This window comes from Pseudarthrobacter equi (genome assembly GCF_900105535.1).
Taxonomy (GTDB): Bacteria; Actinomycetota; Actinomycetes; order Actinomycetales; family Micrococcaceae; genus Arthrobacter; species Arthrobacter equi.
The window spans coordinates 1033638-1057920 of the sequence record NZ_LT629779.1 but is presented as its reverse complement, the minus strand read 5'-3'; the positions used below and the strand labels follow the sequence as shown (position 1 = coordinate 1057920).

The 24283-nt window shown below is 66.7% G+C and carries 21 protein-coding genes and 1 pseudogene; 12 read left to right on the top strand and 10 right to left on the bottom strand.

The annotated features are described in order from the left end of the window. Nucleotides 1-137 precede the first annotated feature (137 nt). From BLT71_RS04840 to BLT71_RS04825, 4 genes are all read left to right on the top strand, one after another. Entirely contained in the window at nucleotides 138-806 is a 669-nt protein-coding gene (locus BLT71_RS04840) for a response regulator transcription factor (RefSeq protein WP_091723813.1), read from the top strand. Then, a complete protein-coding gene (locus BLT71_RS04835) occupies nucleotides 803-2245 on the top strand; it encodes a sensor histidine kinase (RefSeq protein ID WP_091718071.1) in 1443 nt (480 codons plus the stop codon). The genes BLT71_RS04840 and BLT71_RS04835 overlap by 4 nt, the downstream gene beginning before the upstream one ends. After that, nucleotides 2232-3257: a TAXI family TRAP transporter solute-binding subunit gene (locus BLT71_RS04830; protein ID WP_091718069.1), complete on the top strand. Its 1026-nt coding sequence runs from the start codon at nucleotides 2232-2234 to the stop codon at nucleotides 3255-3257. The genes BLT71_RS04835 and BLT71_RS04830 overlap by 14 nt, the downstream gene beginning before the upstream one ends. A gap of 365 nt (nucleotides 3258-3622) precedes the next feature. Beyond that, on the top strand, nucleotides 3623-4048 hold the full coding sequence (locus tag BLT71_RS04825; protein WP_091718067.1) for a hypothetical protein: 426 nt from the start codon (nucleotides 3623-3625) through the stop codon (nucleotides 4046-4048). A gap of 1 nt (nucleotide 4049) precedes the next feature. On the opposite strand, the gene BLT71_RS04820 is transcribed toward BLT71_RS04825, so the two are convergent. Continuing rightward, the gene (locus tag BLT71_RS04820; RefSeq protein ID WP_091718065.1) at nucleotides 4050-5561 is read right to left on the bottom strand and encodes a helix-turn-helix transcriptional regulator; all 1512 of its coding nucleotides are present in this window, start codon (nucleotides 5559-5561) and stop codon (nucleotides 4050-4052) included. Between the two features lie 148 nt (nucleotides 5562-5709). Here BLT71_RS04820 and aceA point away from each other — a divergent pair, with 148 nt between their 5' ends. Both aceA and aceB read left to right on the top strand, forming a co-directional pair. Beyond that, a complete protein-coding gene (gene aceA, locus BLT71_RS04815; protein WP_091718063.1) occupies nucleotides 5710-7038 on the top strand; it encodes an isocitrate lyase in 1329 nt (442 codons plus the stop codon). A 219-nt stretch (nucleotides 7039-7257) separates the two neighbouring features. After that, nucleotides 7258-8910: a malate synthase A gene (gene aceB, locus BLT71_RS04810; protein ID WP_091718061.1), complete on the top strand. Its 1653-nt coding sequence runs from the start codon at nucleotides 7258-7260 to the stop codon at nucleotides 8908-8910. A 271-nt stretch (nucleotides 8911-9181) separates the two neighbouring features. Here the strand turns inward: aceB and BLT71_RS04805 are convergent, their stop codons facing one another. Next, nucleotides 9182-10378 carry an MFS transporter gene (locus tag BLT71_RS04805; RefSeq protein ID WP_091718059.1) on the bottom strand — a complete coding sequence of 399 codons (1197 nt, stop codon included), beginning with the start codon at nucleotides 10376-10378 and terminating at the stop codon, nucleotides 9182-9184. Nucleotides 10379-10523: 145 nt separating this feature from the next. Between BLT71_RS04805 and BLT71_RS04800 the strand changes: the two genes are divergently transcribed. Then, nucleotides 10524-11483, top strand: coding sequence for a D-2-hydroxyacid dehydrogenase family protein (locus BLT71_RS04800; RefSeq protein WP_091718057.1), 960 nt, complete (start codon nucleotides 10524-10526; stop codon nucleotides 11481-11483). A 15-nt stretch (nucleotides 11484-11498) separates the two neighbouring features. Beyond that, nucleotides 11499-12032: a GNAT family N-acetyltransferase gene (locus BLT71_RS04795; RefSeq protein WP_091718055.1), complete on the top strand. Its 534-nt coding sequence runs from the start codon at nucleotides 11499-11501 to the stop codon at nucleotides 12030-12032. Between the two features lie 20 nt (nucleotides 12033-12052). Here the strand turns inward: BLT71_RS04795 and BLT71_RS04790 are convergent, their stop codons facing one another. Next, on the bottom strand, nucleotides 12053-14233 hold the full coding sequence (locus BLT71_RS04790) for an amylo-alpha-1,6-glucosidase (RefSeq protein WP_091718053.1): 2181 nt from the start codon (nucleotides 14231-14233) through the stop codon (nucleotides 12053-12055). A 59-nt stretch (nucleotides 14234-14292) separates the two neighbouring features. After that, nucleotides 14293-15354 carry a glycosyltransferase family 4 protein gene (locus BLT71_RS04785; protein WP_091718051.1) on the bottom strand — a complete coding sequence of 354 codons (1062 nt, stop codon included), beginning with the start codon at nucleotides 15352-15354 and terminating at the stop codon, nucleotides 14293-14295. 217 nt (nucleotides 15355-15571) lie between these two features. On the opposite strand from BLT71_RS04785, the gene BLT71_RS04780 reads away from it, so the two are divergent. Then, nucleotides 15572-16270 carry a DsbA family oxidoreductase gene (locus BLT71_RS04780; RefSeq protein WP_091723811.1) on the top strand — a complete coding sequence of 233 codons (699 nt, stop codon included), beginning with the start codon at nucleotides 15572-15574 and terminating at the stop codon, nucleotides 16268-16270. Between the two features lie 56 nt (nucleotides 16271-16326). Continuing rightward, nucleotides 16327-16977, top strand: coding sequence for a TetR/AcrR family transcriptional regulator (locus BLT71_RS04775; RefSeq protein WP_091718049.1), 651 nt, complete (start codon nucleotides 16327-16329; stop codon nucleotides 16975-16977). A 66-nt stretch (nucleotides 16978-17043) separates the two neighbouring features. Here BLT71_RS04775 and BLT71_RS04770 read toward each other — a convergent pair whose 3' ends face one another. After that, a complete protein-coding gene (locus tag BLT71_RS04770) occupies nucleotides 17044-17721 on the bottom strand; it encodes a LytR C-terminal domain-containing protein (RefSeq protein WP_091718047.1) in 678 nt (225 codons plus the stop codon). Then, entirely contained in the window at nucleotides 17714-18013 is a 300-nt protein-coding gene (locus tag BLT71_RS04765; protein WP_171908923.1) for a type II toxin-antitoxin system VapB family antitoxin, read from the bottom strand. Before BLT71_RS04765 ends, BLT71_RS04770 begins: the two co-directional genes overlap by 8 nt. 147 nt (nucleotides 18014-18160) lie before the next feature. Between BLT71_RS04765 and BLT71_RS04760 the strand changes: the two genes are divergently transcribed. Both BLT71_RS04760 and BLT71_RS04755 read left to right on the top strand, forming a co-directional pair. Continuing rightward, nucleotides 18161-19090, top strand: a complete 930-nt coding sequence (locus tag BLT71_RS04760) for a Cof-type HAD-IIB family hydrolase (protein WP_091718045.1) — start codon at nucleotides 18161-18163, stop codon at nucleotides 19088-19090. 106 nt (nucleotides 19091-19196) lie between these two features. Beyond that, nucleotides 19197-20834: a stealth family protein gene (locus BLT71_RS04755; RefSeq protein WP_091718043.1), complete on the top strand. Its 1638-nt coding sequence runs from the start codon at nucleotides 19197-19199 to the stop codon at nucleotides 20832-20834. Nucleotides 20835-20890: 56 nt separating this feature from the next. Here the strand turns inward: BLT71_RS04755 and BLT71_RS04750 are convergent, their stop codons facing one another. The 4 genes and pseudogenes from BLT71_RS04750 to BLT71_RS20725 all read right to left on the bottom strand — a co-directional run. Continuing rightward, nucleotides 20891-21820 carry a phosphodiesterase gene (locus BLT71_RS04750; protein WP_091718041.1) on the bottom strand — a complete coding sequence of 310 codons (930 nt, stop codon included), beginning with the start codon at nucleotides 21818-21820 and terminating at the stop codon, nucleotides 20891-20893. A 164-nt stretch (nucleotides 21821-21984) separates the two neighbouring features. Then, a complete protein-coding gene (locus tag BLT71_RS04745; RefSeq protein WP_231994447.1) occupies nucleotides 21985-22497 on the bottom strand; it encodes a glutathione peroxidase in 513 nt (170 codons plus the stop codon). After that, a complete protein-coding gene (locus BLT71_RS20730) occupies nucleotides 22482-23228 on the bottom strand; it encodes an MSCRAMM family adhesin SdrC (protein ID WP_231994577.1) in 747 nt (248 codons plus the stop codon). The genes BLT71_RS04745 and BLT71_RS20730 overlap by 16 nt, the downstream gene beginning before the upstream one ends. A gap of 113 nt (nucleotides 23229-23341) precedes the next feature. Further along, nucleotides 23342-23695: pseudogene (locus BLT71_RS20725) on the bottom strand (M23 family metallopeptidase); the annotation flags it as partial. Nucleotides 23696-24283: the final 588 nt, after the last annotated feature.

Sequence of the window (24283 nt, the reverse complement as noted above, 5' to 3'; positions counted from 1 at the left end):
ACTTCCTTAGGAATAGGCATTTTCCCGTTCCCAAGCGCCGGTTCCCCGTGAGGCGGTAATCTCCAAAGGCGGGCTGGTCCCCGCACCCGATCCTTGTTTCGCCCCACGCCCCGCCCCCAAAGAGAAGGAACATGGCCATGGAAGTGCTCATCGTCGAGGACGACGACGCCATGGCAGGCGCGCTGGCGGCGGGTGTTGCGACGGCGGGCCACAAGACCACCAGGGTGGCGCGGGGAGCTGACGCCCTGCTGGTCCACCGGGACTTCGAAGTGATCCTCCTGGACATCGGGCTGCCGGACATGGACGGCCTGGATGTCCTCCGCAAGCTCCGCCAGATCACCGACTGCCCCATTCTCATCCTCACCGCCCGCGACGACGAACGCAGCGTGGTGCTGGGACTTCGCTCCGGCGCCGACGATTACCTGGTCAAACCCGTGAAACTCGTGGAACTGCTGGCACGCATCGAAGCCGTCACCCGCAGGGCCGGGCGCCGCACCGGGAGCGTGCCGGACACCATCGTCCTGGGCGATCTCGACATTGACCTGGGCCGCCGGATCGCATCCAGGGACGGCGTTGCCCTCCCTCTGACGGCCACGGAATTCGAACTCCTGGCTCTTCTGGCCCGTCACGCCGGCTCGGTAGTGACCCGGGAGCAGATCCTCGATGCCCTGTGGGGTGATGCCTTCCTGGCCTCGTCCCGGTCCCTGGATGTGCACCTGACCGGGTTGCGGGCCAAACTGCAGAAACCAGGTTTCATCATCAACGTCCGGGGCGTGGGCTACCGGGTGGAGGCGGATCGCGCATGAGGTTGCGGGTCCTTGGCGTCCTCAGCGTGCTGTGCCTGGTGGTGGTGTTCCTGGTGTCCGGGACCATCCTCTCCTCGGCGGCGCGGGAGCTGACGCAGGAGGTCCAGATCAACCGGGTGGCGTCCCTGAACCGGCTGGCGCAGGTGGCCTTCGATGCGGCCGGCGACGGCGATACCGCGCGGCTGCAGCGCGAGATGGACACGTACTCGGCCCTCTATGCCGAGGGGATCGTGGTCCGGCTGCAACAGGAGACGCTCAGCTCGGGAGGGCTCAGTGAAGCGCGCTCCGACGTGCAGGAAGCGCTGTCCCTGGCCCGGCTGAACGTCAACGGCACCGCACTGGCGCCGCTGGAGCCGCTCAGTTCCGGCTCCGAGGTGATCTTCCGCCCCTTCGGCAGCGCCAACCAGGTGCTGGGCGGCGTGGCCATGGACGTCAACCTCGACGCCGCCAGGACGAAGCTGCAGCAGCGCTGGCTCGTGGTGGGGGCCGCCGCCGTCGCCCTCGCTGCGGTCCTGCTGCTCGCCGCCGCACGCGTGACCGGCTGGGTGCTCCGGCCAGTCCTGCGGCTGAATTCCGCGGTGACCGAGCTGGGCCGCACGGGCCGGGCCGGGCGGCTGCCGGAGGACGGTCCGCCGGAGCTGCGCGAACTGAGCAGGTCCTTCACGGCCATGGCGCGGACGGTCAGCGACAGCATCGAGTCGCAGCGCCAGCTGATCGCCGACACGTCGCACCAGCTGCGGAACCCCATCGGCGCTCTGCGGCTGCGTCTGGACGTACTCCAGCTTGAACTGAAGAGCGAACGGGAACACGACGCCGCCGCCAGTGCCGTGGCCGAGCTGGAGCGGGTGGAGGAGATCCTGGACGACGTCTTGAAGCTGGCCGCCGCCGAGCACCGTGCCAGTGAGGACGCCGTCAGGGCCTTCAACAGCCCGGAGGCCAGGCCCGTTGCTGCGCCGATCGACCCCTACCCGGTCCTGCAGGAGGAAATGGAGCGGGCTGCCCCCGCTGCGGGCCGCGCCGGCGTGCGGCTGGTCCTCGCTCCCCCGCCGCCGTCCCCGGACCTGGTGGCGTGCGAGCCGGCCGAGCTTGCCCAGATGGTGGGTGAGCTCGTGGGCAACGCGGTCAAGTACGCCCCCGGTGCCACCGTCACTGCTTCCGTCCGGGCGGAGCCTTCCATGGTCACGGTGGAAATTTACGACGACGGCCCGGGGCTTTCCGAAAAAGACCTCGCCCAGGCGTCCACCAGGTTTTGGCGGGCGCCGCAGCATGCCTCGGTCCGGGGAACAGGCCTGGGCATGACGATCGTGGGTGAACTGGCGGCGGCCAACGGTGGCCGCCTGGTCCTGGCAACGGCTGCACCGCACGGACTGTCAGCCCGGCTCGAATTTCCTGTTCCGGTCCTGGAGCGCCCCTCCGAAGGCGGGGATGGACGTGGCTGAGGCCAGGGCGTCCGGCCTCACCGGTGCCGGCCTGCCCAGACGGTCCCTCCTGAAAACCGGCGCAGGCCTGGCGGCAGCGGCCCTCTTCCCGTCCGTATTGTCCGCCTGCAGCGGGAACCGGCCCGGGCTGCTAACCGTGGCGGGCGGTGAGGCGGGTGGCTTTTACCTTGAGTTCTCCACGCTGCTGGCCGCTTCCCTGGAACGCCACAATGTGGCCCAAAAAGCTGTAGCCGTGGCCACCGGCGGCAGTTTGGACAACCTGGCGCAGTTGCGGGATGGAAGGGCCACGCTTGCTGTGTCCCTGGCGGATGCGGTCGCCGACCCTGCCATGGATGCGACTGGCGGCGGCGCACAACTGGCTGCGCTGGGGAAGGTCTATGAAAACTACGTCCATTGCGTGGTGCGGAAAGGCAGCGGCATCACTGCCTTGTCACACTTGTCCGGGCGGACCGTGGCAGTGGGCCAGCCGGGTTCGGGGACGTCACTCACCACGCCGCGGCTGCTCGCGGCAGCGGGCCTTGGCACCTCGGCGGAGGCCGGGCCGGCGGCGCAAGGCAGCGTCGCCGTCGTAAGCCTGGGCCTGAACGACGGCCTCGCAGCCCTGAAGGCCGGTACCGTGGACGCTTTGTTCTGGTCCGGCGGCGTACCCACGGCAGCCATCTCCGCCGCACAGAGGGAGGTGCCGCTGGCGCTGCTGGACCTCTCGTCGCTGCTGCCGGAGCTACGTGCCCGGCACGGGGCCCAGTACGATCGCGTGTTCATCCCCGCGGAAAGCTACCCGGGAGTGCCGGCCGTGTGGACGGTGGGCACAGCCAACCTGCTGCTGTGCCGCGCCGACCTGGATTCCGGCACCGTCGAGCGGACCGTCCAGCTCCTGGTGAACCACGCGGGCGAGCTGATTCCGCAGTCCAGCCTGGGCGTGCAGTTCCTCAGTCCGGAAACGCTGATCAACACCGCCGGCATCCCGCTGCACCCCGCTGCCGCCGCAGCGTACCGCGCCCTCCACGGCTAGCGACGCGCGCTCACTCGTGGCGGCTCCCACACCAACGCCCGCTCACTCGTGGCGGCACTCCCACCGACGCGGGCTCACTCGTGGCGGCTCCCACACCAACGCCCGCTCACTCTCCTCAGGAAAGTGAGCGCGCGTCGCGGGGAAACCCACCACTGCTGAGCGGGCGTGGGTCAGGGTTTCGGCGCCTTATCCACATACGCGCTTCCGGTGATAGCAAGCGCACCGCGTCCTTCCTACCGTTTGGGATACCCCGAACAGCAAGCGAAGCGAGGATCAATGTGGACAGGAACCAGCGCCGACGGGCGGCCCGAACGAATCATCCGCGGAACCAACCTGGAGACCCGTTCAAAACCGCCATCCCCCGAGTGGCCATCCCGTCGACCGGAAACATCCAGGAGTTGGAATCCCTGAGTCCGGACTTCATCTCCTGGTATGCCCAGCACCGATTCAGCGTTGACATCGAGGAGGTGCTGGAGAGCCTAACGCTCTTCTTCCGCTTCTATCCCAGTTTCGAAGGAGGTCGTTCCATCACTGCCCTGAAATCAGCGGAAGTGTCTGCAAAGCTGTCGTCGCTCATCACGCATACCCTCTTCGAAGGCGTCATGGCCGCCTACTCTCTGATGCGGTTCGTCGAGTTCCTCCATGCTGCCGGCCGCTGGTCCGGCAGCCAGGAATCGTTCCTGGCCGTGCACGGCATCCTGGAGGACATCTCCAACGCCAGGGTGCGCATAGCGATTAGCTACGAGCACATCCCAGAACATGTCACCACCGGAACCGCCGACTGGCCTTAGCTCAGCTCCCCGAGTGGGCCTGCAGGAAGCTGTACACCTCGGTTTCGTCGACGCCGGGGAAGGCGCCGGGCGGCATGGCCGCCAGCAGATGCGAATGGGCGCGCGCGGAGGGCCAGGCGTTCCCGGCCCACTCCGAAGTCAAGGCGGCCGGCGGGCGCTTGCAGCAGTTCGGGTCGGGACAGTTGGAGGTGGCCCGGGCTGTCGTCTCACGCCCGCGGAACCATTTCACATGCTGGTAGGGCACCCCGATACTCAACGAAAACTCACCGGTGGCCGAGCGCTCGGTCCGCGCGGTGCACCAGTACGTGCCCGACGGCGTATCCGTGTACTGGCTGTAGGCACTGAACTTGTCCGGAACGTCGAACACGGCACGCGATGTCCAGGCCTTGCACGACGGCTGGCCCTCGATGGCGCCGGTGTGGTCCTGGGGGAAGTTCACGCCGTCGTTCTCGTACGCCTTGTAGATGATCCCGCTCTGGTGCGTCTTCTGGAAATGCGTGGTGATGCCCAGGTGCTTGGTGGCCAGGTTGGTGAACCGGTGCGCCGCGGTCTCGTAGGAAACGGCGAATGCATCCCGGATGTCCTCCACGGCGATTTCCTTGGCTGCTTTGGCTTTTTGCAAAAATTCAACGGTGGCCTGCTCCGGGAGTAGCAGCGCCGCGGCGAAATAGTTGGTCGCCACCCGCTGGGCCAGGAAGTCGCCATAGTTTCGGGGTGTTTCGTGGCCCAGGACGTAGTGTCCCAGGGCCTGCAGCAACACGGACCGGGGATCGTGGTCTTGCCGCTGGCTCTGCGTCAGGTAAATTCTGCGGTTCTTCAAATCGGTCACGGACCGGGTTGAGTGCGGCAAATCGCCCACGTGGTACAGGGCGAATCCAAGGTGCGCGGCAATGTCCGCGATGACGTGCTGACTCAGCGGACCGGCGGTGTAGCCCACCTCCTTGAGGACCTTCTGCGCTTCGGCCTCGTACTCCGGGAAGTAGTTTCCGCGCTCGCGCATCATGGCACGCAGCTCACCGTTGGCGCGCCGGGCTTCTTCCGGGGTAGCCACCTGCTCGTTCATCTTCCGCTCCAGCTCGTGCAGGAGCCCCACCTGGGCCTCGAGCACATCCAGCGGAAGCCGCGAACTGATGCGGATTTTCGGCAGGTTGAGGGACTCGTAAAGCGGTCCGCGCTGATAGCGTTCCAGCTCGATCTCCAGCGCCGCGCGCCGGCTGGGCGGTTCGGCGCCCAGGAGCTGATCGATGCTGACGTTCAGTGCCGCGGCCAGGTGCTGCAGAAGGGTCAGTTTGGGTTCACGCTTGCCGTTTTCGATCAGGCTGAGCTGACTGGGGGCGGTCCCGACGGCGGCGCTCAGCCCATCGAGCGTGAGCCCGGCTTGTTTACGCAGATGGCGGACGCGGCGGCCCAGCGCAATGACGTCGAGTCCCGCGGCGGCGGCTGACGGCGGCTGGGAAACGTCCCTGTTCCAGCTTGAAGGCGACATTTCTGAAGAATACGTGAAGAAGCGCATTTCTTTCCATAGTTTTTATCTGGAAAGGGGGTTGAAAGTGCTGAAAAGTAGTTCACACGGAAAGAAGCACCGCACCGGAAAGCCGGTGGGAACCTCAACGACGCGGTTCCCACCTACCCAATCCGGAGCTCAATCAAGGAGATCAACGATGACTGCAGCATTTGAGCCCACCCAGAAGCCGTCCGGCCAGGACAACACGCAGCAGGCCGCCGCCCTGGAGCTCGAGTGGGCCGCCAACCCGCGTTGGGAAGGTGTGACCCGGGACTACTCAGCCTCCGACGTCGTCCGCCTCCGGGGCCGTGTCACCGAAGAGCAGACGCTGGCCCGCCGCGGTGCGGAGAAGCTGTGGAAGCAGCTCACCGAAGAGCACAAGACCGGCGGCTACACCAACGCCCTGGGCGCCCTCACCGGCAACCAGGCGGTGCAGCAGGTCAAGGCCGGCCTGCGCGCAATCTACCTCTCCGGCTGGCAGGTAGCAGCTGATGCCAACAACTCCGGGCACACCTACCCGGACCAGTCGCTGTACCCGGCAAACTCCGTCCCCACCGTGGTCCGCCGCATCAATAACGCCCTGCTCCGCGCAGACCAGATCGAGTTCTCCGAAGGCATCCAGACCGTCGAGGACTGGCTGGTCCCGATTGTTGCCGACGCCGAAGCCGGCTTTGGTGGCCCGCTGAACGCCTACGAGCTCATGAAATCCATGATCCAGGCCGGTGCCTCCGGCGTTCACTGGGAAGACCAGCTCGCCTCCGAGAAGAAGTGCGGCCACCTCGGCGGCAAGGTCCTCATCCCCACCCAGCAGCACGTCCGCACCTTGAACGCGGCCAGGCTCGCGGCCGACGTCGCCGGTACCCCCACGGTCGTCATTGCCCGCACCGACGCCGAGGCCGCCACCCTGATCACCTCGGACGTTGACGAGCGGGACCAGGAATTCATCACCGGTGAGCGCACCGCCGAGGGCTTCTACAAGGTCCGCAACGGAATCGAACCCTGCATCGCCCGGGCCAAGGCCTACGCCCCGTACTCCGACCTCATCTGGATGGAGACGGGCACCCCGGACCTGGAGCTGGCCCGCAAGTTCGCCGAGTCCGTCAAGGCCGAGTTCCCTGACCAGATGCTCTCCTACAACTGCTCCCCGTCATTCAACTGGCGCAAGCACCTCGATGACGACACCATCGCCAAGTTCCAGCGCGAACTCGGCGCCATGGGCTTCACGTTCCAGTTCATCACCCTGGCCGGCTTCCACGCCCTGAACTACTCGATGTTCGATCTTGCCCACGGCTACGCCCGGGAAGGCATGAGCGCCTACGTCGAACTCCAGGAGAAGGAATTCGCCTCCGAATCCCGCGGCTACACCGCAACCAAGCACCAGCGCGAAGTCGGCACCGGCTACTTCGACACTCTCTCCACCGCGCTCAACCCGAACGCGTCCACCCTGGCCCTGGTGGGATCCACCGAAGAAGGCCAGTTCCACTAGCAACTTACGACGGCGGACGGTCACCTTCGCCTTCGGAGCGGCAATGCTCTGCCTGCTATCCCCATGCCCGCCCCCAAGACCTCGTAGAACTCGGTCGGGGGCGGGCACAGGGCCCCTTTACGCAGGCTGCCGCATCACCGCACCTTCGGCTTTGCGTGTTCCTGGCCTTGGTGCCGCTCGCCGCCGTCGAACTTCCCTTTCGTCTTTAAGGAGACTGAGATGAACAGCTTCACCGATAGCTTCACCATCAACGGCATCACCATGACTGCCCAGCCCATTTGCCGGCAGGACGAGGTGCTCACGCCGGACGCGCTGGCCTTCATTGCCAAGCTGCACCGGGCCACCGCGGAACGCCGACAGGAACTGCTGCAGGCACGAAGGAGCCGCCGGGCTGCCATCGCCGCCGGACAGGATCCGAGGTTCCTCCGCGAGACCGAACACATCCGCAACGATGCGTCATGGCGGGTGGCTCCCCCGGCACCGGGCCTGGAAGACCGCCGCGTGGAGATCACCGGCCCGGTGGACAAGAAAATGACCATCAACGCCCTGAACTCGGGCGCCAAGGTCTGGCTGGCTGACATGGAAGACTCCTCCACCCCCACCTGGCGAAACGTCATCAAGGGCCAGCTGAACCTCACCGACGCCCTGGAACGCCGGATCGACTTCACCAGCGAAGAGGGCAAGGAGTACAAGCTGAAGCCTGCCGGCGATCTGCCCACCATCGTGGTCCGCCCGCGCGGCTGGCACCTGCCCGAAAAGCACATGCTCATCGACGGCACACCCATCGCCGGCGGCATCGTTGACTTCGGCCTGTTCTTCTTCCACAACGCCCGCCGCCTGCTCGCCCAGGGCAAGGGCCCCTACTTCTACCTGCCGAAAATCGAGAACCACCTCGAAGCCCGGCTCTGGAACGACATCTTCATCCTGGCCCAGGACCTGCTCGGCATCCCGCAGGGCACCATCCGCGCCACGGTACTGATCGAAACCATCACCGCAGCCTTCGAAATGGAGGAGATCCTCTACGAACTGCGGGACCACGCCTCGGGCCTGAACGCCGGCCGCTGGGACTACATCTTCTCCATCATCAAGAACTTCCGCACCCGCGGCCCCCGCTTCGTCCTCCCGGACCGCGGCCAGGTGACCATGACCGCCCCGTTCATGCGCTCCTACACCGAGCAGCTCGTCCGGGCCTGCCACAAGCGTGGCGCCATGGCCATCGGCGGCATGGCCGCGGCCGTGCCCAACCGCAAGGACCCGGAGGCCAACGCCAATGCCCTGGAGAAGGTCCGGGCGGACAAGACCCGCGAGGCCAGCGACGGCTTCGACGGCTCCTGGGTGGCCCACCCCGATCTGGTGCCCATCTGCCATGAAGCGTTCGATGCTGTCCTCGGCGAGCGCCCCAACCAGCTCGGCAAGCTCCGCGAGGACGTCACCCCGGACGACCGCGCCCTCATCGATATCGCATCCCTGCACGGCACCATCACCGAGCAGGGCATCCGCAACAACATCGAGGTGGGCATCCGCTACATCGAGTCCTGGCTCCGTGGCAACGGTGCCGTGGCCATCCACAACCTGATGGAGGACGCCGCCACCGCGGAGATCTCCCGCTCCCAGCTCTGGCAGTGGATCTACGCCCGGGCTATCACCGACCACGGCGAGATCATCACCCACGAATGGGTGGAGGAGCTGCTGGACGGCGAATTCGCCCGGCTGGAGCGCTTCGACGGCGACCGTTTCGAGGACGCCCGGGACATCTTCGAGGAAGTCACCCTCGCCACGGAGTTCCCGTCCTTCCTCACCCTCCCGGCCTACGCCCGCTACCTCACCGAAGCCCGTGAAAAGGCCACCGTGGAGGAGCTCGCAGCGGCCTGATCCGCAGCTGCCCAAACTTCCGTCCGCCGGGCCGGCACGCCCTTCGCAACAGGCCCCCCCGAAATCCGGGGCGCCGGCCCGGCAACGGAACCCCTTTACACGCCTGCTCACTTATTGCGTCAAACCGCCCGACGCGCGCTCACTTCCCCCAGAAGAGTGAGCGCGCGTCCGCGGTTTAACCCCATCAAGTGAGCGCCCGTCCTTGGGTTAACGACATCAAATGAGCGCGCGTCCCGGGGTGCGGAAGGGACGTCCGACGGCGGCCCGCGCCTTAGCGGCCCCGCGGCACCTTGCGGACGGAGAGGGTGGTGCTGACGAAGAAGGTCAGCACCGAGGCGAGGATGACCAGCAGCGCCGGGGTCCAGGACTCCGAGACGTCGTGGACAAAGCCCACCAGGGGCGGGGCAACCGCAGCGAGGCAGTAGCCCAGGCCCTGCACGGTGGCGGACATCCTGCCCGCCATGGCCTGGTTCCGGGCCAGCCGGATGATGGCGATGAAGATGATGGTAATGCCGCCGCCCTGGGCGATCCCGCCGCAGGTCGACCACAGCCACCACAGCTGCGGCATCAGCAGCAGCCCGGCCGGGACGGCCGTCCACAACACGCCCAAGGTGACCGCCACCGCCGTCGTACTCATGTATTTGGCGGCGAACGGCACGCCGAGCCCGCCCACAATGGCGAGGATCTGGAAGATGGATGACGCCGCACCGGCTTCCGCGGCGGACATGCCCAGCTCGTCGTGAAGGTAGCTGGGCAGCCAGGCGGTGACACCGTAGTAGGAGAAGGCCTGGCCGCCGAAGCCGGCCGTCAGGCCGAAGGTGATCCAGCCGGTGCCGGCCACCGGCGGGAGCTTGGCCTCGCCGGCGTCCTCGGCAGCGGAGGCGATGAACGCGGTCCGCGGCCCCACCGCCAGCGTCCACACCACGATGGCGGCCACGGCCAGGAGGGCCACCGATGCCAGGGCTGCACGCCAGCCGGTCCATTCAGCCAGGGGCGCCATGGCCACGGACGTCAGGAACGAGCCGATGTTCAGGGCAGCGGTGTAGATGCCCATGGCGGTCCCCTGCCGCCAGGGCGAGAAGTCGCGGCGGATGATCAGCGGCACGGCAATGTTGCCCACTGTGATGGCCAGGCCAATAATCACCGTCCCAGCAACCACCAGGGCTGGCCCCCCGGCGGACCGCACCAGCACGCCCGCCAGGACGCCCAAAATGGTGAGGCTCACGGCGAACTCGGCGCCGAACTTCCTCGCGGCCAGGGACGCCAGCGGCGAAGCGAGCGAGAAACAGAGCACGGGAATGCTGGTCAGCAGTCCCAGCACCACAGGGGAGAAATGCAGTTCTGCCTGCATGGGACCCACCACCGGCGCGACGGCCACGAACGGCCCGCGCAGGTTCAGTGCCAGCAGGCCAATGCAGGCGAGCAGGATCCAGCTGCCGGGAATTCGGGAAAGCAGCCGGCCGCTCACGGGGCGGAAAAGGGGAACTGGAAGTCACTCATCACCTTCATTGCTATCACGCCGCGCAGGGGCGCAGGTTCCGCAAGGCACCGCGTGACCCCCAGGCTTAGGATGAACCTGCCCCAACGGACACCGCGAAGGACAGGACACCGCCATGCCGCACCGCCTTGCCATCCTCGACGACTACCAGGACGTGGCCCATGGCTACGCCGACTGGGCGGCCCTGGAAGCAGAAGGGGTCAAAGTTTCCACCTTCCGCGAACCCTTCGCCTCGCAGGATGCGCTGGTCTCGGCGCTCGCCGGCGCCACCATCGTGATCGCCATGCGGGAACGGACCGCCTTCCCTCGCGAGGTGTTCGAGAAACTGCCTGCCCTCGAACTGCTGGTGACCACGGGGATGGCCAACGCCTCCATCGACGTCGCCGCAGCCACGGACCACGGCGTCACAGTCTGCGGAACACCGGGTTCGCCCGCGGCAGCCCCGGAGCTGACCTGGGCGCTGCTGCTGGCCATTGCACGGCACCTTCCCTCCGAGGAAACCTCCTTGCGGGCGGGCTCCTGGCAAAAAACCGTAGGGGTGGAACTGGCAGGCAAGACCCTGGGCGTGGTGGGGCTGGGCAAGATCGGCCGCCGTATTGCCGGCTACGGCAAGGCCTTCGGCATGGATGTGGTGGCATGGAGCCAGAACCTCACAGCCGAAGCCGCGGCGGAAGCCGGGGTGCGGCTGGTGTCCAAGGAGGAGCTGTTCCGCGTGTCCGACGTCGCCACCCTCCACCTGCGGCTCTCCCCGCGCTCGGAGAACACTGTGGGTGAGCAGGAGCTGCGGCTGCTGGGCCCCGAAGGCATCCTGGTCAACACAGCCCGCGGCCCCCTCGTGGACCAGGAAGCGCTGATCCGGGCACTGAACGAAGGCTGGATCCGCGGCGCCGCCCTGGACGTTTTCGACCAGGAACCCCTGCAGGCCGGCCACCCGCTGCTGGCGGCCCCCAACACTGTCCTGTCACCACACCTCGGCTACGTCACGCAGGAAAGCTACCGGCAGTTCTACGGCGGCGCCTTCGAGGACGTCACCGCCTGGCTGGCGGGCTCCCCCATCCGCACCATCACCGCCTGACCCCGGAGGATACGAATGAGCCACACCATCCGCCGTGCCACCACGGACGACGCCGGCGCGCTGGCTGAGTTGGCGGCCGTCACCTTTCCGCTGGCCTGCCCGCCGTCGTCGTCGCCGGAGGACATCGCGGCGCACCTGGCCAACACGCTCAGCGAGGACCACTTCCGGGGCTACCTCGCCGATCCGGACATCACCATCCTGGTACTGGACAGCGGCGACCGGCTCAACGGGTCCAGCCTGCTGGTGGACCGGCCGGCATCGGACCCGGACGTGGCGTCTGCCCTGACACTCACGCCGTCGGTTGAACTCAGCAAGTGCTATGTCCATCCCGAACACCACGGGCTGGGGGCCGCCGCCGAACTGATGCATGCCAGCGTGCAGGCTGCCGCCGAGGCTGGCCGGGCCGGGATCTGGCTGGGCGTCAACAGCCAGAATGCCCGCGCCATCCGCTTCTACGCGAAGTCCGGGTTCCGGAAGGTGGGCGCCAAGTCCTTCCGGCTGGGCAGCACCGTGGAACACGACTTCGTCCTGGAACGCGCCCTCCCGTAGCGGCCTACGTTCGTGGCTGCCTACGTGCCGGGCTGGTTCAGGCCGGCATGGTCCGAGGCGGCCTCCGGGCTTCCCGGCGGGTACGCCAGTGGCGGGCGCGGCTGGGCCAGGAGCTTCAGTCCCGGGGGAAGTCCTTCGATGCTGCCGCTGGAGCCCTTTGCCGTGATGGTGACCCTGGAAGAATCCAGCAGGACGTTTTCGGCCCTGAACGTGCCCACAGTGTCCGGAAGGATCGGCGCCAGGTGCACCACCCCGCGGGTAAAGACGGGGTCGAAGCGGAGGAGGATCCGCGCCAGCTGGACGGGCGCCGCGGCAGCCCATGCCTGCGGCGAACATGCCGTGGGGTATGGCACGGGACCGGGAAACTCACCGCGGTCGAAGCCGCAGAAGAGTTCAGGCAGCCGGTTGTCGAAGTGTTCGGCCGCTTCGAAGACCCCCAAGGCCACCCGTCGTGCCTCGTCCACGAACCCGTAACGCATCAGGCCGGTGGCCACCATGGCGGTATCGTGCGGCCAGACGGACCCGTTGTGGTAGCTGACCGGGTTGTAGGCTCCCATGTCAGAGGCGAGCGTGCGGATGCCCCACCCAGTGAACATCTGGGGGGACATCAGGTGCTCCATCACGGACTGCGCCTTGTCCCGGTCCACGATGCCGGAGAACAGGCAGTGGCCGATGTTGGAGGTCAGGGCGTCCACCGGGCGCTTGTCCTTGTCCAGCGCGACGGCGAAATAGCCTTTGTCCGGCAGCCAGAACTTCTTGTTGAACTCCTCCTTGAAGGCCGCTGCCTTGGCAGCCCAGTGGTGTTCCAGGTCTGAGTCCCCGTCCCAGTGCGCCAGCAGCGAGCGGCCCAGATAAGCCGAGTAGACGTAGGCCTGCACTTCGCAGAGGGCGATGGGTGGTTCGGCGATGGTCCCGTCGGCGAAGTTGATGCCGTCCCAGGAGTCCTTCCAGCCCTGGTTGACCAGCCCGTGGTCGTTGGGGCGCAGGTACTCCACAAACCCGTCGCCGTCGCGGTCCCCGTATTTCTCTATCCATTCCAGGGCCCGGTCCGCGTGGCTGAGCAGCGGCTGGATGACGTCCTTGGACAGTCCCCAGCGGCTCAGTTCACCGAGGACGGCCACAAACAGCGGGGTGGCGTCGGCGGTGCCGTAGTAGGCCGTGCCGCCGAGGGACAATCCGGCGGTGACCCCCAGCCGGACCTCGTGCGGGATGCGGCCGGGCTCCTCCTCGGAGTCGTTGTCCACCTTCTTTCCCTGGATGCCTGCCAGGGTCTGCAGCGTGCCCAGGGCGAGGTTGGGGTTGACCATCAGGCTCATGTAGGAGGTCAGCAGTGAATCCCTGCCGAACAGGGCCATGAACCAGGGCGCCCCGGCGGCAACGGCTGCCCGGTCCGGATGGTGGGGGTCGAAGATGCGCAGCGCGCCCAGGTCGCTTTGGCTGCGGTTGAGCAGGTCCTGGAGGCTGGCATCCTCGATCCTGATCCGCGGTACGCCCTCTTCCCAGTCCAGGTGCCGGCGGACGCCTTCGCGGTGGTGCGGCAGTTGCCCCTCGCGGAAGGGCTGGTCCGGTGCTTCGCCGTTGACCAGGGGCACCACGATGATGCTGGTGGCCCATTTTCCCCGCGCCGGGACGGTGACGCGGAAGCGCAGACCTTCCGTGGTGACCTCGGCGTCCCTGGCGCCGACGGCTGTTCCGCGCTGCTGGCCGTGCCGCCCGGCCTCGATGATGAGTTTGCCGTCCCTGACGGCCCGGGTGGTGTCGTCGGCGCCGGTGGTCCTGCCGCCCTTGACGTCGAACAGGTCCGCCTGGTCGGCCTGGACCTGCAGCTCAATCTCGCACTCCACCGGTTCGGCAGCGTAGTTCTCCAGGGTGATGTCGTCCTGCATGCCCGGGCCGATGTGCCGGACCTGGCGGACCACCAGCGGGCTGTCGAACTTGCCGCCTGGCCACTTCGCCCTGCCAACAAAGATTGCCTCGAACGGCTGCGGCCGCTGCGCTGTCAGGGGTTCGCGCACTGAGCCGTTGATGCGCAGGACCCAGCCCGAGACGATGCGGGTGTCCTGGAAGAACGCACCGTTCGTGCCGCCGTCGGACGTGATGTCCCCGCTCCCGGACGAGATGCAGAAGGAGGATCCTTCCAGGACGGTGACAGATCCGGAATCGGACACGGATGCTTCGTTATCGGCGTTCCAGGCGGTCATCAGGGACTCCCCTCTCAAGCGACGAGGCGCTGCCCGAAAATCCGGGAAGCACCGTTGCCCTATCGATTCTGGTCCACCGCGGCGGCATGCGGAACCCCCGCCGGAGGCCTCCTTTCAATCAGTTCCGTGTATAGCTGCAGGTGGTCCGCCACCATCCGCTCCGCGCTGAAGCGGACCTGCACCGCGCTGCGGCACACGGCCCTGTCCAGGGCAGCCGCGGCCGGAATGAAGGACGCCAGCTGTTCGGTCCTGCCCAGGAGGCCGGTCCGGCCGTGTTCCACAATCTCCGGCGCGGACCCCACGGCGGTTCCAATCACCGGCGTTCCGGTGGCGAGGGCCTCGATCATGACCAGGCCGAAGGGCTCGGACCATTGGATGGGATTGAGGAATGCCACGGCCTCCCCCATGAGGCGGTACTTGGTGGCATCGTCCACCTCCCCCACGAAGTCCTCGTTGGGGCCCAGCATGGGTTCAACCACGTCGCGGAAGTAGCGCACCTCCTCCGGTTCCCGCATCTTCACCGCGATCTTCAGGTGCATCCCCGCCTGCCGGGCGATGCTGATGGCTTCGGGCAGGCCCTTGTCCGGGCAGGACCGGCCCACGAAGCACAGGTAGCCGCCCAGTCCCGTTCCCACCGGAACCGCTGCGAGGTCCATCCCGTGGTGGATCACCCGGGTGACGGGCACGCCGGGGGCATGGGAGGCCTGGTCCCGGGAGATGGCGATCACCGCCCCTGCACGGGCAATGGCGCGGTAGATGTCCACGGCCTGGGCATGCAGGGGTCCGTGGATGGTGGTCACCACCGGAACCCCACCGGGCCGGTGCACGTAGAGAGGGCCGGCGAGGGTGTGGTCATGGATGATGTCCACGTCCGCCAGCCCCTCGTAGGCCCTGACCACGTGGCTGAGCTCGGACAGGCTGGTGCCCATGCCCGCGTAGTCCGCCGGGCGCATGCCGGGAACAAGGGGCACCGGGCAGGTACTTTCCGTAGGTGCAGCCAGGAGCACCTCGTGGCCGGCGGCGGCGAAACCCCGGGCGAGGGTGTCAACCACCCGTTCCGTCCCCCCGTACGTTGCCGGTGGAACAGGAATCCATGGTCCTGAAACCAGGCCAATCCGCATCCTGACCTCCCAGGTGATACGGGCCAGACTCCCCAGCGGGCCGGGCGCCACCCCGCCGCGGCACGCCTTGCCGCAGTGGAATGTTTGGGTTTCCGCGGTCCAATACTGGGCCTCTGTTCAGACTATTGCGCAGGATCCGGCGGTCCACAAGACCTACCGTGGGGTATCTCACACGCGGGTCCGGAATGGCTGCAGAACCGCACCGGTTATGCAGTCCATGAAGATTGAGATCTGGTCCGACGTTGCCTGCCCGTGGTGTTTCATTGGCAAGCGCCGCTTCGAGGCAGCCCTGGCCGAGTTCCCGCACCGCGACGCGGTTGAGGTGCAGTGGCGCAGCTACCAGCTGGATCCCGGCCTCCCCGAGCACTACGACGGCACCGAACTCGAGTACCTCAGCACCCGCAAGGGCATGGCACCGCAGCAGGTCTCCCAGATGTTCGAGCACGTGGCGGAGCAGGCCAAGGGTGAAGGCCTGGAGTACCAGTTCGACAAGGTGGTGGTGGCCAACAGCTTCACCGCGCACCGCCTGATCCACCTCGCTGCCGCCCACGGCAGGCAGGACGCGGCCAAGGAGCGCCTGCTCAGCGACCACTTCGAGCACGGCAAGGACATCGGCAGCCAGGACTACCTCACCGCGCTGGCCGGCGACCTCGAAATTCCGGACGCCGAAGTCGAGGCGCTTTTCACCTCCGACAAGTACGCCGACGACGTGCGCAACGATTTCGAGGAAGGCCGTGCGCTGGGCATCAGCGGGGTGCCGTTCTTTGTCATCGACCGGAAATTCGGCCTCTCCGGAGCGCAGCCCGCCGAAACGTTCACCGCCGCCCTCAACCAGGCATGGCAGGACGCCAACCCCCTGGTGCTGGTCAATTCCGGCGACGGCGAAGCCTGCGGCCCGGACGGCTGCAGCGTCTGATCCGGCTGCCGGAGCGGCACTCACCGTTTAGTGACACATCGCGGTAAAGTGTCTGTATGCCCAGGATTTCAGCGGCCACCAATGCAGCACAACGCGCCGATACCCAACGCCGCATCCTGACGGCCTTCGGCGAGCTGCTCTTCTCGCACGGCCTGCCCGGGCTGACCATGACCGACGTCGCCCGGCACGCCGGCGTGGGGCGCACCGCCGTGTACAACTACTACGCGGACATCGAAGAGCTGCTGATCTCCTACGCCCTGGAGGAAACGGAAAAATTCCTCACGGAGCTGCGGGAAGCCCTCAGCCGGCTGGACAATCCGGTGGAGCGGCTGGCCCTGTACGTGCGCGCGCAGGTGGAGGACCTCACACGGCGCCACCTGCCGCCCGGACCCGCCATGGGCGCGGTGCTCTCGCCGTCGTCCTTTGCCAAACTCGCCGACCACGTCGGTGAGCTGAGCGTCCTGCTGCAGGGCATCCTGCGTGACGGCATGGACCAGGGCTACCTGCCTGCCGCGGACGTGGGCCAGCAGTCGCAGCTGATCCTGGGAACCCTGTCCTCGAGCGCGGCCAGGGGCAGCGACGAGCCCGCGGAACTGGAAGCGCGCGTGGCGCGCACCGTGCGGTTCATCCAGCTGGGCGCCGGGGCAAGGTTCGACGACGGCGGCCGGCCCGTGCGGTTGGCTTCACTTCGCGCCCTGGCCGGCTGAGTTCGCCCATCACTCCGAGCCCCCAAAACCCCGGTTTTGCAGCCCGATCTGATAGGGCAACGGGCGTCAGGAAGCGGGCGCTGCCGAGGGGATCACGGGCCACATGTCATCGTCGGCCACCCGCCGGCTTTCCCTGGGGCAGCTCAGCGTGCCGGGAGTCTGGTCCACCAGTTCCGCCGGCGCGAGGGCCCGATAATCCTGCGACAGGATGACGTCCACGGTCCCGTCCGTCCGGCTGTCCTGGAAATAGTCCGAGCCCGGCAGGTTCCGCTGGACACTGAAGGCTGCGGACTGCCCGGCAGCCCCGGAGATCACGGCGGCAACCCCGCGGTAGCTCGGTTCGGTGTTGCCGACCGTCGCCACCACGAATTTGCGCGCCAGGAAATCATCCGCCACGGATTTCGCCAGCCCTGGCCTGCTGGTGGAGTTGTAGACGTTGAGGTTGACCTGTTCGTTCGGCGTGTAGTCGAACGTCGCGGCCGGGCAGGCACTGACGGTCTTCGCGGCAGGTTCCGCAGAGGGGATGCTGAATCTCCCGTTGATGATGGCAAGGGCCGTGATAATGCCCGCTGCGATCAGCCCGATCAGGAGCACCAGGACCACGCCGTGCAGCACCCGGCGCCGTACACGGGCAGTGTCGTCGGCGTTCTGGCCGGCGTCGAACGTGGCCCGCAGTTCCTGCCCGCTGACCACGTGGTGTCCGTGCAGGACGCTGACGTCCTGTGGCTTCTTCTTCCTAGCCATCTATCACCAGGACCCGGGCGTGGATGGCGGTGCGCTGGTGCAGCGCAGTCCGGACCGCGCGGTGCAGCCCGTCTTCCAGGTACAGGGTGCCCTGGTACTGCACCACGTGAGGGAACAGGTCGCCGAAGAACGTGGAGTCCTCGGCCAGCAGCGCTTCCAGGTCCAGGGTGCGCTTGGTGGTTACCAGTTCGTCCAGCCGGACCGGCCGCGGCGGCAGCGAGGCCCAGTCCTTGGGCGTGCTGTAACCATGGTCGGGGTAAGGGCGGCCCTCGCCCACAGCTTTGAATATCACCATGCCACCCTAGGCACCCTGCCGACGGCAGCGGAAGTACCCGGCCGTGCCGCCTTAAGGTTGTAGCCAAACGGTGACCATGTCACACGCGTTGACCTTTAGGCACGCGGCGCGGCGAGTTGACCACCCAACTGAGACAATGGCTCCATGACAGCATCCGAAGCCCCCGCCGTGTCCCTGACCGGAACCCGCCTGCCGTCAACCCCGCCGCTGGCCCTGCTGCTGGATGTGGACGGGCCGATAGCCAGTCCGGTCACGCGGGACGTCAAACCGGACATCATCGGCGACCTGGTGGCACTGGCCGCCGCCGGCATCCCCGTCATCTTCAACACCGGCCGCTCGGATGCCTTCATCCGCGAGCAGGTCATGGAGCCGATGCTCGCTGCGGGCATCCCGGACGGCACCGTCATCCATGCGGTCTGCGAAAAGGGCGCAGTGTGGTTCAGCTACACCGCCGCGGGCCCCGGACCCGTCCACGTTGACCGCGAGCTGGCCGTGCCTGCCGCGTACGGTGACGACATCCGCCGCCTGGTCGCGGAGGACTACAGCGCGCACATGTTCTTCGATGAAACGAAGCGGGCCATGGTGTCCGTGGAGCAGCACATTGAAGTGGCCAGCGCGGACTACCTTGCCGAACAGAAACTCTTTGACGCCGATGCCATGGAGCTGATGGCCCGGCACGGCCTGGGCGTGGTGCGCCTGGACCACCACGCGCCGAATTCCGACGACGACGTGGACTACCGCGTGGACCCCACCATCATCTCCACCGACATTGAGTCGGTGCGGCTGGGCAAGGACCTTGGGGCGAGCCGGGGGGTTGAACTGCTGGCCGCCCAGGGGATCACGCCGGAAGCCTGGCGGACCGTGGGTGATTCCCGGACCGACTACGCCATGGCTGACTGGCTGCACCACAACGACCATCCGGTCAAGCATGTGGACGTCCGTCCCGCTGACGGCGTGCCGGAGAAACCGTACGATATCCTGACGGCCACGGACCTGGGACTATCAGATTCGGTCATCCACGACGACGCCGGCGGCGCCTTCCTGCGCAGCTGGCGGGAGGCGCTGGGCGCCTGACGCCGGATCCTTCCCCGCGGCACCCGGTCCCGGGTGGCCCGCACATCCCGCCTGGCGCGGGCAAGCCGACGCACGCGAAACAAGCTGTTTCCCCGGCGCGGCTATCATGCAGGTAGAAAGGCTTACTTTGACCAGCACGGAGATAACCATCACAGAAGCACCGGTCCAGGACGAGGTTTACTACGCCGGACAGCCCTCAAGCGAGGAACAGTTCCATTCCGAGGTGACCTCGGCTGAGGCTGAACAGCGGTTCAGGCTCCGCCCTGACGTGATCCGGCACAAGGGCCGCTACGCCGTCGTCAACGACAACAGGACGCCCTACCAGGCCATGGTGGAAGACCTGCTGTTCCTGCGCAACGTGCTGGCGAACGCCGGGCTGGCCTACCTTCTGGTGCGCGGCAACAACGACAGGCCCGTCATCGCGCTGGGCTGGCGGGACCGGAAGAAGCTCCGGGCCGCCCTGGTGGAGGCCTGCCGGGACGAACCTTTCTACTCCATGACCGTTGATGCCAAGAAGAAGACGTCAGTCCTGGTTGCGGACGGCGAGCTCTCCTCCAACCGGCAGGCGCGCATCTTCCGCCTGTACCGGCCCCGCGTGGAACCGGTGGGCGGCTTCGAGTTCGGCGCCTCCGCCGGTGTGCAGATCGAGCTGTGGTCCTTCGAGGACGAGCAGATCATCCTGCCCATCGAAAACTCGCTGACGCGCCGCACGCTCCTGCGCCAGGACGCCGTCCGCGGAACAGTGGAACGCTACGGCCACACCTGGCCCACCATCGAGAACATGTTCGCTGACCATGCCAGCGACATCAGCTTCGACGTTGACCTGGTGTTCTCCTGGGTGGACGGAAGCTCGCCCGAGTACATTGCCGCCCGGCGTGCCCAGCAGAAGGACGCCGTCCTGGGCGAAGGCGACGACCACGAGGCCCGGTTCCGTCAGATCGACGAACTCAAGTACGCGCTGCGGTCTGTGTACATGTTCGCGCCGTGGATCCGCCGCATCTTCATCGCCACGGACTCCCCTGCCCCGGCCTGGCTCGCAGAGCACCCCTCGGTGACCATCGTCCGGAGCGAGGAGTTCTTCGCCGACCCCTCGGTGCTGCCTACCCACAACTCCCAGGCCGTCGAGTGCCAGCTGCACCACATCGACGGACTCTCGGAGCACTTCCTGTACTCGAATGACGACATGTTCTTCGGCCGGCCGGTCAGCCCGGACCTGTTCTTCACCCCAGGCGGCATCACGAAGTTCATTGAGGCGGAGACCAGGATCGGTCTGGGCGACAACGACGCGGAGCGCAGCGGGTTCGAGAACGCGGCACGGGTCAACCGCAAGTTGCTGTGGAACAGGTTCGGCCGGATCACCACCCGCCACCTGGAACACACTGCCGCGCCGCTGCGCCGGAGCCTCATCGCGCAGATGGAGGAGGAGTTTCCGGAGGAGTTCCGGAAGACCGCCGCCAGCAGGTTCCGGGCAGCCGACAACATTTCTGTGACCAACTCGTTCTACCACTACTACGCGCTGCTGACCGGGCGGGCCGTTACGCAGACCGCGGCCAAGGTGCGCTACGTGGACACCACCATGCGGGCCGGGCTGAACTACCTGCCCAAGCTGCTGTCCAAGCGCAACATGGACTTCTTCTGCCTCAACGACGGCAGTTTCCCGGAAGTCGCAGCCGATGAACGCGCCGAACTGGTCACGGATTTCCTGGAGAAGTACTACCCCATCAAGGCGCCCTGGGAGAAGTAGCACCGCAGTGCCACAGCCCTCGCTGTGGCACTGCCGCTCCGGAAGTCAAAGCAAAGTCAGCGCCCGGTAGTGGCGCCTGTTTTTGGCGTGGTGCGCTGCTTCGCGGTCTCGGGGATGCGGACCCCGGCGGCCTCGAGGCGCCGCGCAGTCTCTTCCGCTGTCACGTACTCGCCCACCGTCGTCGCGGTTCCCATGGGGACCACCGAGTGGACAATCGTGTGCTCGTACACGTGGACCAGGTTGAATGCCTGGCCGGAGTCCTGCCCCCGAGTGCCGCCCACCGGGACGTTGAGGTCCTGGGTGTAGCAACTGGCGGAGGCCACGGACACCGGGATCCCGGCGAAGGTGGCGGTGGTGGAATAGTGCAGGTGCCCGGCCAGGATGGTCCGCACATCTGAATTCCGGACCACCGCAGCCAGCGACCCCTGGTCACGCAGTTCCACCAGCACCGACAGGTCCAGCACCGAGGGTACGGGCGGATGGTGCAGGGCAAGGATGGTGCCGTCCGGCGCGGGCGTCTCCAGTTCCCTGGCCAGCCACTCGAGCTGGGACCCGCTCAGCTCCCCGTGGTGGTACCCAGGAACGGTGGTGTCCATGGTGATCACGCGCAGGCCGTTGATGAAGTAGCTGTTGTCCACCGGGGCGTCATCGCCGGGCTGGTCCAGCAGGCCCTCGCGGAAGTTGGCACGGTTGTCATGGTTTCCCATGGCCCAGATGACCTCGGCGCCGAGCTCCTTGCAGGCGGGATCCACGATCGCGCGAAGCTTGGTGTAAGCGCCCGGCTCGCCCTTGTCGGCAAGATCGCCGGTAAAGATGACGGCCTCCGGCCTGGCCCCGGACGCCTTGACTTCTTCAAAGAGCTGCGTGAGGCGGGCTTCGCTGTCGACGACGCCGTACAGGGGTTCCGAACCTCCCAACAAATGGGGATCGCTCAGGTGGAGTAGGAAGTGGCGTGGCCGGGGATGTTCGGCCTCGATGTGCTCCATTGCTACCTCTGTGGTCGGTGGGAAACGGCGCTTCCCTTGTACCCCTCAGTAATATTTATCCAATCAGACATTTGGCAAACTTTGGGCAAATCGCCGGAGCTGATGTGGAAAAAGCTAAAAGAACTGCGCTTTCTGCAGGGCAAATTCGGGAAATAGCCTACATTTCAGCCGAGTGCTTTTTCAATCGCGTCGATGACCTCCGCCGAATCCGGCTCCACGGTGGGTGCGAAACGCGCAACCACGTCGCCGTCGCGGTTGACCAGGAACTTCTCGAAGTTCCACTTCACCAGTCCCGGCAGGATCCCCGTCTTGAACTTGGTCAGTTCGGCGTAGAGCGGGTGCTGGTTCTTGCCGCGCACATCGGCCTTGGTGGTCAGCGGGAAGGAGACACCGAAGTTTCGCTCGCAGAACTCTGCGATCTCACTGTCACTGCCCGGTTCCTGGCCCGCGAACTGGTTGCAGGGGACGCCCAGGATCTCGAATCCCCGGTCGCGGAACTTGCCGTACAGGGCTTCCAGGCCCGCGTACTGCGACGTGAAACCACAGTTCGAAGCAACGTTGACTACTAGAACCACGTTCCCTTTGAACCGGGCAAACTCGGTGGTGGTGCCATCGTTCAGGGTCAGGTGAATTGGGTACAGGGGTGCCACGCGTTGCGTCCTCAGGTAGTTGTCCATGCCGGTGCTTCGTTGCCAACCGCCCACGGTACTGGTCGCGGCTGCGTGTTTCCTGTACGTGCGAGGGGTTTGGTCCGGCCGGGCCCGAGGAACTGCCGGCCTAGGGGTCCGTTGCAGGCAAGGTGGCGGAGGGCAGCGGCGTTGGGGTGGGAGCGACGGTGGGGGTCAGAGTGGCGGTGGAGGTCGGCACCGGGCTGGGCGGCGCGGACGACGGCGGAGGTGCTGTCGGCGTCAGGGCAGACGTCGTCGGGGTGGGAGTCGGAGTGGGCGCCAGTGTAGGGACCGGCGTCGGAGGCGGCGTTGGAGTTGGCACTGGCGTAGTAGTGGGCGTCGGGCTCGGCGACGGAGCGGGTGAAGGCGTGGGCGTTGCCGTAGGTGTTGGCGACGGGGTAGGCGTGGGCGTTGGTGTCGGAGTGGGCCTGGGCGTATGCGTCGGGCCAGGTGAGGGCGAAGGTGCCGGCGTCGGGCTGGGAGTTGCGGCCGGTGCCGACGGACTCGGCGCCGGTGTCGGTGTCGGTGTCGGAGCAGGCGTAGGCGTTTGCGTCGGACTGGGTGAGGGCGTAGGCGACGGTACCTGGGGAGCACCCGGCGGCGGCAGGACTGTCCCTGTGGGGCCCGGCGTCACCGACGGGAAAGGTGACGGAGACGCAGTGGTGGGGGGCGTCGTCGTCGCCGTGGTTTCCTCCTGGCCGGCCGACGGATCCGCTCCCACCCCTAAAGGTATGGTCCACACCGTGGCTCCCGAAGAGGCTCCGGCGCCAGGGGCATAGGAAACTGAGGGCTCGGGTGCAGGTCCTCCCAGCGCGCGAAGCGTCATCAGGCTCCAGCCACGGGGGCTGACGTACTTGCCGTCCATGATCGTTTCAAAGTGCAGGTGGCAACCGGTGGACCAGCCGGTGGTGCCCACGCGGGCGATGGCCTGGCCAACCTGCACCTTGTCTCCCGCGCGGACGGCAATCGACTCGAGGTGGTTGTAGGTGGTGATGAGGCCGTTGCCGTGATCGATTTCCACCCGGTTGCCGCCGCCCCAGGGATGCCAGCCGGCAGCCCGCACCACGCCGGAATCGGCGGCGTAGACGGTGGTGCCGCACGGAGCCGCGTAGTCCTGGCCAAGATGGAAATCCCCTGCCGTCCCCGTCAGCGGACTGGTGCGGAACCCAAAGGGAGAGCTGGCATTCAGGAGGGCCAGCGGTGCCATCAGGAAGCCGGCCGGCGGCCTGCCGATACCCGACAGTTCCATTGACACCGTGGATTGTGAGCCAACTCCCGAGCTGCCCACCTGGGGGCGTGGAAAAGCGACGGCAGCCCCGGGATCCGTGAGGATTGCCGGGGACAGCAGGCCGGGACCAACACGGCCGGACGCCTGGGTGTCCTGGGCGGGTGCACCGGGAAGTTGGAAACTGTTCCCCGCACCTGTCAACGGCTCATTCGCCCCGGGTGTGGCAGCAGTCCGGACGGTGTCGGCTGAACCTGGCCACAGACCGGTGGAAGAAGCACTGAGGTTCACCACACCGAAGGCCACCGCCAATGCCCCGGTAGCAACCAGCGCGCGCGCGGCCGGATGGCTGAAGCGCCGGGCATCTCCGCCCATACCGGTTCCCCAATGCTTGCCCAATTGACTGGCTCCAGAAGGTAGCCATCCGCGCTTTCTTGACGGTACATCTCATGGGACCATACGGGCGGACCGGTGTGAACCCCTAACAACACATTGCGGGGATTATGTGGAAAACCGCAGGCTGGACTGGCGCGGGGCTCCCAAGCCTGGTCACCGGTGTGCTGTGCAGGG

Bases quoted from the DNA above. Each gene is read 5' to 3' on its own strand.
- aceA (WP_091718063.1), top strand. From the start codon at position 5,710: ATGACTGCAGCATTTGAGCCCACCCAGAAGCCGTCCGGCCAGGACAAC.
- BLT71_RS04760 (WP_091718045.1), top strand. From the start codon at position 18,161: ATGACAGCATCCGAAGCCCCCGCCGTGTCCCTGACCGGAACCCGCCTG.
- BLT71_RS04785 (WP_091718051.1), bottom strand. From the start codon at position 15,354: ATGCGGATTGGCCTGGTTTCAGGACCATGGATTCCTGTTCCACCGGCA.
- BLT71_RS04840 (WP_091723813.1), top strand. From the start codon at position 138: ATGGAAGTGCTCATCGTCGAGGACGACGACGCCATGGCAGGCGCGCTG.
- BLT71_RS04800 (WP_091718057.1), top strand. From the start codon at position 10,524: ATGCCGCACCGCCTTGCCATCCTCGACGACTACCAGGACGTGGCCCAT.
- BLT71_RS04820 (WP_091718065.1), bottom strand. From the start codon at position 5,561: ATGCGCTTCTTCACGTATTCTTCAGAAATGTCGCCTTCAAGCTGGAAC.
- aceB (WP_091718061.1), top strand. From the start codon at position 7,258: ATGAACAGCTTCACCGATAGCTTCACCATCAACGGCATCACCATGACT.
- BLT71_RS04755 (WP_091718043.1), top strand. From the start codon at position 19,197: ATGCAGGTAGAAAGGCTTACTTTGACCAGCACGGAGATAACCATCACA.
- BLT71_RS04750 (WP_091718041.1), bottom strand. From the start codon at position 21,820: ATGGAGCACATCGAGGCCGAACATCCCCGGCCACGCCACTTCCTACTC.
- BLT71_RS04770 (WP_091718047.1), bottom strand. From the start codon at position 17,721: ATGGCTAGGAAGAAGAAGCCACAGGACGTCAGCGTCCTGCACGGACAC.
- BLT71_RS04780 (WP_091723811.1), top strand. From the start codon at position 15,572: ATGAAGATTGAGATCTGGTCCGACGTTGCCTGCCCGTGGTGTTTCATT.
- BLT71_RS04790 (WP_091718053.1), bottom strand. From the start codon at position 14,233: ATGACCGCCTGGAACGCCGATAACGAAGCATCCGTGTCCGATTCCGGA.
- BLT71_RS04830 (WP_091718069.1), top strand. From the start codon at position 2,232: ATGGACGTGGCTGAGGCCAGGGCGTCCGGCCTCACCGGTGCCGGCCTG.
- BLT71_RS04795 (WP_091718055.1), top strand. From the start codon at position 11,499: ATGAGCCACACCATCCGCCGTGCCACCACGGACGACGCCGGCGCGCTG.
- BLT71_RS04745 (WP_231994447.1), bottom strand. From the start codon at position 22,497: ATGGACAACTACCTGAGGACGCAACGCGTGGCACCCCTGTACCCAATT.
- BLT71_RS04835 (WP_091718071.1), top strand. From the start codon at position 803: ATGAGGTTGCGGGTCCTTGGCGTCCTCAGCGTGCTGTGCCTGGTGGTG.
- BLT71_RS04775 (WP_091718049.1), top strand. From the start codon at position 16,327: ATGCCCAGGATTTCAGCGGCCACCAATGCAGCACAACGCGCCGATACC.